Source organism: Trichocoleus sp. DQ-A2 (genome assembly GCF_039961915.1).
Classification (GTDB): domain Bacteria; phylum Cyanobacteriota; class Cyanobacteriia; order Cyanobacteriales; family FACHB-T130; genus FACHB-T130.
In genome coordinates this window covers 24103-34862 of the sequence record NZ_JAMPKD010000040.1, presented here as the reverse complement: position 1 = coordinate 34862, position 10760 = coordinate 24103, and the positions used below count along the sequence as shown (strand labels likewise).

Annotated in this window: 11 protein-coding genes; 6 read left to right on the top strand and 5 right to left on the bottom strand. The window is 47.4% G+C overall.

Going from position 1 to position 10760, the window contains the following annotated elements; translation table 11 throughout:
- Positions 1 to 110: 110 nt before the first annotated feature.
- Together NC997_RS26045 and NC997_RS26040 are read right to left on the bottom strand one after the other, a co-directional pair.
- A complete protein-coding gene (locus NC997_RS26045; protein WP_242031275.1) occupies positions 111 to 314 on the bottom strand; it encodes an AAA family ATPase in 204 nt (67 codons plus the stop codon).
- Between the two features lie 658 nt (positions 315 to 972).
- A complete protein-coding gene (locus tag NC997_RS26040) occupies positions 973 to 1704 on the bottom strand; it encodes a hypothetical protein (protein ID WP_190525518.1) in 732 nt (243 codons plus the stop codon).
- Between the two features lie 150 nt (positions 1705 to 1854).
- On the opposite strand from NC997_RS26040, the gene NC997_RS26035 reads away from it, so the two are divergent.
- The 6 genes from NC997_RS26035 to NC997_RS26010 all read left to right on the top strand — a co-directional run bounded on the left by NC997_RS26035 (position 1855) and on the right by NC997_RS26010 (position 8147).
- Entirely contained in the window at positions 1855 to 2538 is a 684-nt protein-coding gene (locus NC997_RS26035) for a response regulator transcription factor (RefSeq protein ID WP_190525517.1), read from the top strand.
- Complete coding sequence (locus tag NC997_RS26030) at positions 2535 to 4004, top strand: ATP-binding protein (protein WP_190525516.1); 1470 nt, start codon at positions 2535 to 2537, stop codon at positions 4002 to 4004. Before NC997_RS26035 ends, NC997_RS26030 begins: the two co-directional genes overlap by 4 nt.
- 58 nt (positions 4005 to 4062) lie before the next feature.
- On the top strand, positions 4063 to 4236 hold the full coding sequence (locus NC997_RS26025) for a hypothetical protein (RefSeq protein WP_190434680.1): 174 nt from the start codon (positions 4063 to 4065) through the stop codon (positions 4234 to 4236).
- A gap of 213 nt (positions 4237 to 4449) precedes the next feature.
- A complete protein-coding gene (gene fusA, locus NC997_RS26020; RefSeq protein WP_190412929.1) occupies positions 4450 to 6534 on the top strand; it encodes an elongation factor G in 2085 nt (694 codons plus the stop codon).
- Positions 6535 to 6758: 224 nt separating this feature from the next.
- Entirely contained in the window at positions 6759 to 7112 is a 354-nt protein-coding gene (locus NC997_RS26015) for a DUF6464 family protein (RefSeq protein ID WP_190412930.1), read from the top strand.
- Between the two features lie 285 nt (positions 7113 to 7397).
- Positions 7398 to 8147, top strand: a complete 750-nt coding sequence (locus tag NC997_RS26010) for an SDR family oxidoreductase (protein ID WP_190525515.1) — start codon at positions 7398 to 7400, stop codon at positions 8145 to 8147.
- A 44-nt stretch (positions 8148 to 8191) separates the two neighbouring features.
- Here the strand turns inward: NC997_RS26010 and NC997_RS26005 are convergent, their stop codons facing one another.
- The 3 genes from NC997_RS26005 to NC997_RS25995 form a co-directional block, all read right to left on the bottom strand.
- Positions 8192 to 8890, bottom strand: a complete 699-nt coding sequence (locus NC997_RS26005; RefSeq protein WP_190525514.1) for a glutathione S-transferase N-terminal domain-containing protein — start codon at positions 8888 to 8890, stop codon at positions 8192 to 8194.
- A gap of 114 nt (positions 8891 to 9004) precedes the next feature.
- Positions 9005 to 9835 (bottom strand): dienelactone hydrolase family protein, encoded by an 831-nt coding sequence (locus tag NC997_RS26000; protein WP_190525513.1) that lies wholly within the window; start codon positions 9833 to 9835, stop codon positions 9005 to 9007.
- Between the two features lie 345 nt (positions 9836 to 10180).
- The gene (locus NC997_RS25995; protein ID WP_190427967.1) at positions 10181 to 10744 is read right to left on the bottom strand and encodes a GNAT family N-acetyltransferase; all 564 of its coding nucleotides are present in this window, start codon (positions 10742 to 10744) and stop codon (positions 10181 to 10183) included.
- Between the last annotated feature and the right edge of the window lie 16 nt (positions 10745 to 10760).

Here is a 10760-nt window from a genome sequence, read left to right as displayed (position 1 = left end):
TGAGTTTCTCGGCTTAAATCTCTAATAAATCTCATAAGTCTCTTGTTTTCTTGACTTTTGTTTTAGCTTATTCTACTTTTTATTATGTGTAATTTATTTTACATAAGCACTTAACTTGAATCTAAATTGCGCTTCGTCTGTTCATTCTCTACAGATGATAAGATTTCCCAAACAAAGTTTTTAAAATAGAAAAGGAGCTTTGCACATACACTTTTACCGCTAGCTTGAGGTCCAATCAATATATTGATTCGCTTGACCTCAATTTCTAGCTCTTTGATACCAGCAAAATTTCTAATTATTAGCTTTTCAGCCATGACTGGAAGGCAAGTATAGTGCAAGTTTGCCCTTAGTTTAACATGCTATTCTAATTTACCAGTATTGCTAAATGGCATTCTTCAAAAAAATGGCATTATCTACTTCGTAGGCAATCCTGAAAGATTTCTAAGAAGATAGTTTTACCGCATCTACCGATCGCAGAACCATAGCTACTTTGATCGCTACCGCATTTGTGCGGTATGCTTTGATGCAGCCAACCACAAGCCTGGAAACATTTGGATCAAAATTATCCCATCCTCACTCAACTGTGCTTGGCCTCCAAAGTGTTCCTAGTTTAAAATCCCGGCACTCGTATCCTGAATGCCGGGGAAGATGTAATCGCTGAGCCTATATGAGAGATTTCCAGTTTCCGCAGAATCAATCTGATGCTGTGAGGTTTTTCCACTAAACTACCCCCGCATACTTAGAGCAGGGGACGGGATTTGAACCCGTGTCTCGCTAGCCTTGTTCTACAGAGAATGATACAGGGAGCGATTTTTAAAATGAGATTGGAGCAATAGCTTGAGCTTTATTCTGAGCTTAATGCGCTAGGGCGGCTTTACCATTTGCCTACCCCCAGATAAACTGGGGGGCAGGAATCGAACCTGCAAATCCCTACTCGCTAAAAATGAACTTGTACTCCAAATCCAGTGTAGTTTAATCTGCAAATAAATAGCCAAAAATCGCATTAGCAACTTGCCGCTGCTGCACTTCCTTGCTATTGGCTTCTTCTCTAGCTTGAATCACGGCTTTTTGTAACATATCCACTCTACGCAGCATTCGATTCACGCGGTCTTGAGGAAGTGCCCCTGAGAACTCAATCAAACTCCAGGTTCCTTCCACAATATCTTTGGAAACCTCCTTGATTTGGGCAGGGTGATGTTCCGTTGCTTCATAGGCAACGACAAAATCAGTAATTTTCTTGGTTTTCACAGTTTCTTTGGGACTGGTGACGTAGCATCCTCGATTGGGGTCATGCTGCCAGTCTTTGTCAATCGAAAGCACTGGCAGCGAAGCAATGAACGTCTTCACATCCTGAAGCTGCTTTTCAAGAAATAATAAATAGGAAACAGGAACCTCTGCAATAATAGTCTGTCCATCTACTGTGACAGATGCTTTAGCCTCAGTATTAGCGTAGTCCTGAGTAGCTGCTAGGTCTAAAAATTCAGAGCAAGATTGCACAAACTTTTCGATCAACTCCTCAGCCTTCAGCGTCAGTTTTTGCGATTCAGGAGGATATACAAATCCATCCTCTTCTCTAGGCTGGTAAGTTCTGCTCAATCCTTGAAATAATGTACTCTTCTGACCCAGTTGTGATACTTCGGCTTTGCCTTTGTTGGCATTTGCTTTAACAGATTGCAACACAGCGATCAACTGATTTAGCTTCATAGAATTACCAAAATTGGTCAATTCAATTATTGCCTAGCCGATAGAGCTAACTTCTGAATTTGCAGGGAAAACTTATTGGAACAGGTGGCTTACAGATAACCACAGGTTAAACTGAATAAACGCCCAAGCCGTCCGACGCATGAGAAACCCATGCATATTCTGTTCGTTGAAGATGAAGCGAAAATTGCCAACTTCGTCCGAGCTGGATTGAAGGAACAGGGATTTGTCGTCGATTACTGTGACAACGGAGACGAGGGGTATACTCGCGCCTTGGACAACGAGTATGACGCGCTCGTGCTTGACATCATGGTGCCGGGAAAAGATGGTTTGTCTATCCTCAAGGGCCTGCGCCGGAAAGGACAGAATGTTCCAGTCATTTTGTTGACTGCTCGTAATGAATTGGATGACCGACTTGAAGGTCTAAATTTGGGTGCTGACGACTATATCGCGAAACCATTTTTTGTTGAAGAACTCGTTGCCCGGATTCATGCAGTGATACGTCGGACTGCGGGCGATCGCCAAAATCTAGTCTGCGTTGGTCCCATCAAACTGGATCGCATCACGCGAGAAGCCACTTGCAATCAACATATCGTTGAACTCACCACCCGCGAGTTTAACCTCTTGGAATACCTAATGCGATCGCCTGGACGAGTCTTCACCCGAACGCAAATCTTGGAACACATCTGGGGCTATGACTTTAATCCCAATACCAACGTGGTCGATGTGTGCGTTCAACGGATTCGTAAAAAAATTGACTCTATCGGTGGCGCGGGTTGGATTGAAAGCATTCGCGGCGTTGGATATCGATTTCGTCAATCAGAGTCTCAAGAGTGAAGCTGCGTTCTTTCCGTATCCGGATTGCTCTATTGTCTGCTGTTCTGGCAGGTAGCGCCCTCATTGGGTTTGGATTAATTTCCTGGTGGCTGATTTATGAGGCAAAGGTGAGCCGTCTGGATGCAGAATTGGAAAGCCAATTGATGCGGGTAAGTCGCCCTCGACCGCGTGGCTGGCAGTCTTATGAAGACTCACTTGGGCAGTCGTTTAGAACCGATACAAAAACAGCGATCGCCTTACTAATAATCGGTGCAGATAACAATGTGCTGTATCGTTCCGAGCAATGGACTACCGATCTCGATACCAAAAACCTTTGGACATCGCGCCCCCAATTGCTGCCGTTTCCATCACCCCCTTCCGATCGCCCAACAGCCCCCTTTTCCGAAGCCAACCCGCCATTTCCAGAGCGATCGCAACCGCCGCCGGATCGACCCCCGCCTACGCCTCGATTCGTTACCCAGCGCACCGCAAGCGGAACATGGCGGATTGGTGCCGTTACAACACCTTTTGCTCAAATTGCGATCGCAGTGAGTTTAAACGCGATCGCAACTGAGATGGTCGTCATCCGTAACATCTTCCTGATTTCAATTCCAGGGGTACTTCTGCTTGTAGCCGGGGGTGCATGGGCAATTGCTGGAAGCAGCTTGCATTCCATCCGACGGCTAACCACGAGTATTGGGAATGTCACCGCTAGCGGTTTAGAACAACGGATTCCTATCGGGACAACGGATGTTGAATTTGTCGAGTTAATTCAGGTTTTCAACAAAATGTTGGAACGCCTGGAACGCAGTTTCAAACAAGCGTCCCGCTTTAGTGGAGATGCTGCCCACGAACTCAAGACTCCGCTAGCGATATTGCAAGGGGAACTGGAACGCACCTTGCAACAAGCCGATCCGGGTTCCGAGGTGCAACAAAGCTTGAGCAATTTGCTGGATGAAGTGCGCCGACTGACGGGGATTGTGCGTAAACTGTTGCTGCTTTCTCTAGCGGATGCCGGACAAATGAACCTGCATCGAGTTGAGGTGGATTTGTCTGGCTTGTTAACTGAGATGCTGGAAGATATCGAACTGCTCGCACCGCATCTGGAGATTCAAACAGAAATTGCTGATAGTTTGCGCGTAAAGGGCGATCGCGACTTACTCATTCAAGTCTTGCAAAACTTGATTAGCAATGCCATTAAATATAATCTCCCGAATGGGTGGATTCGGATTCAGGCTCGTCGTCAGAGTACAGCTGTGTTGATTACCATCAGTAATTGCTCTCAAGAGATTCCTCTGGATGAGCGAAACCGAATTTTTGACCGTTTCTATCGCGGCGATCCAGCCCGAACCCGCAAAGTAGAGGGAATTGGATTAGGACTGAGCTTGGCGCGGGAAATTGCGCGATCGCATCGTGGTAATCTGACGCTTGACCCGACATTATCTGGACAGACTGCATTCACTCTAACCTTACCAGTAGGCTTGTAAAAGCAGCGTTCTTTTTGTACAGAGCCAGCTTCCCCGTCACTCAGTTTTCGTTGAGAATATGCCTTCAATCGCGAAAGCGATCGCTTTCGGGTTTCTCGAAACTGCTAACCGCTCCAACAAGAGCCGCACAAGCACAATACTAGAGCCGCCAGCAAGCGAACTCCGAACCTCTGGCTTGGTAGAGAACAGTGAAATTGGCGCGATCGCACTTTTGCGGCGGCGATATCGCTGATGCAAATATGTCTAATCTCTCTAACCACTGTCACCTTGACATTCCACAATTTACAATTAGTAATGTCGCCAGAGAAACGCAAAAGGATTTCTTTGTATTCCGCGTAATTGAAATCCAGCCTGCACTGGCTACAAAGGCAATATTGATTTCCTGGCTTGTAATGCTTGCAGGTGGTCGCCAACGGTTCGTTGTATTTACTCTAGAGACCAATTTATGAAAGACCTGACTCGTTATCGAAACATTGGCATCTTCGCTCATGTCGATGCTGGCAAGACCACCACAACTGAAAGAATCCTGAAGCTGACAGGTAAAATCCACAAAATTGGTGAAGTACACGAAGGCGCGGCGACGACGGACTTCATGGAACAGGAGCAAGAACGCGGGATTACGATCCAGTCGGCTGCAACTACCTGTTTCTGGAACGATCACCAACTGAACATCATCGATACCCCAGGACACGTTGATTTCACCATTGAGGTCTATCGTTCCCTGAAGGTTCTCGATGGAGGTATTGGTGTTTTCTGTGGTTCAGGTGGAGTCGAACCGCAATCTGAAACCAACTGGCGCTACGCCAACGACTCCAAAGTCGCTCGCATCGTCTACATCAACAAGCTCGATCGCACGGGCGCTGATTTTTACCGAGTCGTCAAGCAAGTCGATCAAGTGCTTGGAGCCAAGCCACTGGTGATGGTGCTGCCAATTGGCATTGAAGAACAGTTTTGCGGCGTGGTCGATCTGCTGACCCGTAAGGCATGGGTGTGGGACAACTCTGGCGATCCGATGAACTATAAGATCAAAGATGTTCCTACCGATATGGTCGATCAGGTCGAGACCTACCGCGAACAGTTGATTGAGCTAGCCGTTGAGCAGGACGATGCTGTGATGGAACAGTATCTCGAAGGGGAAGAGCCGTCGATGGAGGATATTAAGCGTTGTATTCGCAAGGGTACTCGCGACTTGGCGTTTTTCCCGACCTACTGCGGCTCGTCGTTTAAGAATAAGGGCGTACAGTTGGTGCTGGATGCCGTGGTTGACTACCTGCCGAACCCGATGGAGGTCAAACCGCAGCCAGAGATCGATCTGGAAGGGAATGAAACAGGCAGCTTTGCGCTTGTCGATCCAGACAAACCATTGCGGGCACTCGCGTTTAAGATCATGGACGATCGCTTCGGTGCTTTAACCTTCACGCGCTTGTACTCCGGGACATTGTCCAAAGGCGATACCGTACTGAACACCGCGACAGGTAAGACTGAGCGGGTCAGCCGTTTAGTTGAGATGCATGCGAATTCTCGCGAAGAGATCGACTCAGCTCAGGCGGGTGACATTGTGGCAATCGTCGGCATGAAGAACATCCGAACCGGACACACCATCTGCGATCCCAAGAATCCCGCGACGCTGGAGCCAATGGTCTTTCCAGAACCCGTCATCTCCATTTCGGTCAAACCGAAGCAAAAGGGGGGTGAAGAAAAGATGGTCGCCGCGCTCACTAAGATGGTGCAAGAAGACCCGTCTTTCCATATGGTGACAGATGAGGAGAGCGGCGAAACAATTCTCAAGGGGATGGGTGAGCTACATCTCGACATCAAGGTGGACATTCTGAAGCGCACCCACGGGGTTGAAGTTGAGGTGGGTAAACCTCAAGTAGCCTACCGCGAGTCGATTACGAAACGCCTCGAAGACAGCTACGTCCACAAGAAGCAGTCTGGTGGTTCTGGTCAATTTGCCAAAATTGGCTATGTAATTGAGCCGGGTGAACCAGGCAGCGGCTTCCAATTTGAGTCAAAGGTGACAGGTGGTACCGTGCCGAGAGAGTATTGGCCAGCAGTGGAAAAAGGCTTTGAAAGCTGCGTCGATCGCGGTGTATTGGCTGGGTTCCCCTGCATGGACTTGAAGTTCACTCTGCTTGAAGGTGGTTTCCACCCGGTGGACTCGTCAGCAATGGCGTTTGAGATTGCTGCAAAAGCCGCTTATCGGCAGTCTGTTCCTAAGGCTGCGCCTCAGCTGCTCGAACCAATCATGAATGTTGATGTCTTCGCACCAGATGATTACATGGGCGATATCATCGGCGATCTTAACCGCCGCCGAGGGATGATGAAATCTCAGGAGACAAATCAGACGGGGGCACGCATTAAGGCAGATGTGCCTTTGAGCGAAATGTTTGGCTACATTGGCGATCTGCGTACCATGACATCTGGGCGCGGACAGTTCTCAATGTCGTTCTCGCACTATGCTCCTTGCCCCAGTAACATCGCAGAAGAGGTGATCAAAGAAGCCAAAGAGCGTCAGGCTGCACACTAGGGCATTGGCTCCGATGAAGCGATTTGTCGGAGCCAATAACCGATAGCAATCCTCAATCAGTCGTGAGATTTTTGCGTAGTGTGAGCGTCCTGCTTGCGTTGAATCCCAGGCAAGATGACCGCACTACGTATTCTTATGACTTTTCTTAGGACTTAAATAGGACTGCTGTATATAGACGTGAATTTGATGCAAATTTTCTGGCGGTCTGTCGATATTAATTTGTTATGAAGCTGAATCCTTTGCCTACAGAAGTCATTCTGAGCCATCCCCGTTCTACCCTGAGTCATCTATATCTAGACTGGAATCCTGAGCCTGGAGCCTATTTAGAAGTCGAGGGTCAAACATATATGGTTTTAGAACGTAGGCATCGCTATCTGCTCAAATCGGGTCGTTATCAGCTTCACAAAATTGCTCTTTACGTTCAAAAGTTCGATACCCCGGCAGAGTGTAGTCTGTTGGACGGGCGCTGGGTAATCGGAGATATCACCTGCTCATACAATGCTCGCTCTGAGTTGCTTCGATGTACGATTAATCCCAGTGGGCCTTGCGATCGCTGCGTTCATTATCAGCCTTTTTAGAATCGCTCTTTATCCCATCAGTTGCGGCTTAATGCCATCTTCGGGTTGCTACAATGATTCGAGCAATAAAGAGCCATTTTATATAAAAAAGTTTAAACTTTGTCTTACCAACGGATGACGTGACGTCCTTGGCTTAAAAGCCCTGAATTTTAGTAGCGTCGGTAATTATATTAATCTGCATCGATAAAGGTAAAACCAAATCGTTTCTGCTTAACCTTCTGCTAGCAGATATTCTAGCGTTTTCACAGCAGGAGCCAGACGCAGCTTAGAAATTAAGGAGTATGGATGACTGGGAAATTAGACGGAAAAGTGGCAATCGTCACTGGTGCATCGGCTGGCATTGGTGAGGCGACTGCGATCGCGCTAGCAGCAGAAGGCGCACAGGTAGCGATCGCAGCAAGGCGTTTTGATCGACTGAATGCGATCGCAGATGGCATTGCAGCGACGGGTGGAAAAGCATTGTCAATCGTGGCAGATATCACGGATGAAACTCAAGTTCAGAACCTAGTGCAAAAAGCCAACGCACAATTTGGTCGAGTCGATATTCTCGTCAACAATGCGGGCATTGCTTTGTCAGGTAATATTGAGGGAGCAAATACCTCTGACTGGCGACGCATGATCGATCTCAACGTTCTGGGATTGATGTATGCAACTCATGCGGTTCTTCCTATCCTGAAAGCACAAGGATCGGGACATATCGTTAACATTTCATCCGTTGCAGGTCGAACCGCACGAGTAGGAATCGGTGGCTACAATGCGACAAAATGGGGAGTCAATGGCTTCTCGGAATCGTTGCGCCAGGAAGTATGCAAGCACAACATTCGCGTCACCATCATCGAACCAGGCATGGTGGATACGGAAATCGACAGCCACATTACCGATCCAATCGCCAAACAACGCACCGAAGAACGGCGTAAATCGATCGTTCCTCTGCAAAGCGAGGACGTTGCAGCCGCGATCGTTTATGCCGTTACTCAGCCGCCGCGAGTGAATGTCAACGAGATTCTGATTCGACCCACCGCTCAAGATTGGTAGCTCCCAAATAGCGAAGCGGCTGGTTCTCTGAAAATCGTTATAGTTTAACGCTTGACGGTATCGGCGGACTGATTGAACAACAGATCCCGCGCCTGATCTGGACTGATTACTTGATCTTTAAAAGCTTCTGCTTTCTCATAAGCGCGAATGGTTGCAGGACGGGCTTTTATCGCTTCAAACCAGCGTTGCAGGTGGGGAAAATCTTCGATCTTTTGGTTTTGCTTTTCGTAGGGCACGATCCAGGGATAAGCAGCGATATCGGCAATAGAATAAGCGCCCGCAATAAACTCGCGATCGCTTAATCGTTTATTCAACACTGCATACAAACGTCCTGTTTCATTCACATAGCGGTTAATCGCGTAGGGAATTTTTTCAGAGGCGTATTGAGTGAAATGATGGTTTTGTCCTGCCATCGGTCCGAGTCCGCCCATCTGCCAAAATAGCCATTGCAGAACCTCTGCGCGATCGCGAATATTTGCTGAAATCAACTTTCCGGTTTTTTCTGCTAAATACAGCAGAATTGCACCAGACTCGAAAACAGAAATCGGTTCGCCACCCTCAGCAGGTTCGCGATCCACGATTGCAGGGATGCGATTGTTGGGGGAAACCTTGAGAAACTCTGGTTTAAACTGATCGCCGGTGCCAATGTTGATCGGAACTAGGGTGTAGGGTAGCCCGACTTCCTCCAGAAACATAGTAATTTTGTGTCCGTTTGGCGTCGTCCAATAGTAAAGGTCGATCATGATCGTGTCTCCTGAATATTACAAAGATTAGGTTTTAGCGATTGCTTTCAGCGCCGAACTGACAGCTCAAAGATAATTAATGTATGGTTGCCATGCGCTGAATGTCTCCAAATCCTACACGCCATGCTGCTTAAACCATGCCTGGAGGCGTTTCCAACCATCTTTGGCTTCTTTCTCCCGGTAAGAGGGGCGATAATCGGCAAAAAAGGCGTGGGGTGCGTTGGGGTAGACAATGATGTCAGATTTGCTGCTGCTGGACTTCAGGCGATCGCGCATCTGCTCTACTGTATCCAGGGTAATCCCCGTATCCTTGCCACCATAGAGTCCGAGAATCGGGACACTCAGCGCCGAGGCTATATCGACGGGATGTTTGGGTGTCAGTTCGGTAGCATTGCCCACCAGACGCCCGTACCAAGCCACGCCTGCCTTGACTTGGGGATTGTGCGCTGAGTACAGCCAGGTAATGCGTCCGCCCCAGCAAAAGCCGGTAATCGCCAATTTATCGGCATTCCCCTCGGCTGACTTTACCGCCCAGTCTACCGTAGCATCCAGATCGGAAAGCACTTGGGCATCCGGTACTTTGGCGACTACTTGGCGAATTTCATCAACGTTGCTTAACTTTAAAACATCGCCCTGACGCACAAACAATTGGGGTGCGATCGCTAGGTACCCCAATTTGGCAAAGCGACGGCAAACATCCTGAATATGCTCGTGTACGCCAAAGATTTCCTGAATCACCAAGACAATCGGGAAATTTCCACTTTTTGCTGGCATCGCCCTGTAAGCTGGAATTTCGCCATCTTTAACCGGAATTTTCACTGCACCCGCGACTAATCCCTTGGCATCAGTCGCAATCGTTTTGGCAGAAATGGGTTGCACTGCTAGGGCAAAACCTGTTGTCAGGGTAGCCGTAACCATAAATTGGCGGCGCGTGATTTCTTTCATTCTCTTTACCTTGAACTATGCAGTCTCAATCTTAGTTAAGGCAGAAATGAGCTGTAACCAAACAGCCATTAGGCAGATGAAATAGCTAGGAAATGTAATTCTCAAAATCGCGAACAAGTGTAAACAAAAATAAAGTCGTTGACTAGAAAATAAATTTCTACTTAAAAAATAAAGCTTTCTACGGGTAAATACCTGGGGTAGTTGGTAAGTTATGGATAGGAAGCGATCGCCCTCAGCTAACCCACCTGTCAACCACTGGACACGCGCCGCTACTGTGTGCGAGGCGATCGCATAGAAACACAACTTACAGCTTTAATCAAGCAGATGCGCTCTTAAAGAAATTGGTTAGGAAGATGGCACTGCGAATCCAAGTATGAAGTAGAATTTGCCGTTAAACTCAAACTCTCTGAGCATCTCCATACCAAGTTTTTGAGTATGCGCCCGAAGACTTCGCAAATTGTCATTGACTACGAAAGCAACGCCAGCATTGAACTGTGTGGCGACTTGAGCAAGAAGTGCCTGAAATAAACCTTGTAAGATACCACTTCCACGGTAAGCAGTTGCAACACAAACCGGACCATACCAAAAGGAACGATAATTGCTTAAAGGTTGCCCATGAAACATTATTTCTGGATACAAGCTCATTATATATTTGAGCAAGGGAATTTCCTGAGAGTATTCTTGAGTTGTTGCACAAACATATCCAACCACTAGGTTCTCTTGCACAGCAACCATTATTGCTAAATTTTCGTTAATCGCTGCCAGATGAAAATCATCCTTAAAGTCAATTGATAGAAAGCCATTCTGCCTTTCTAGCTCAGACAAGTTAGACACGAGATTCTTTCTATGCAAAGCGAGGATTTCAGGATAATCAGCCGCTAATGCTCGTCTAAAAATGATGTTCGTCATGTTTGTTATATCTCTT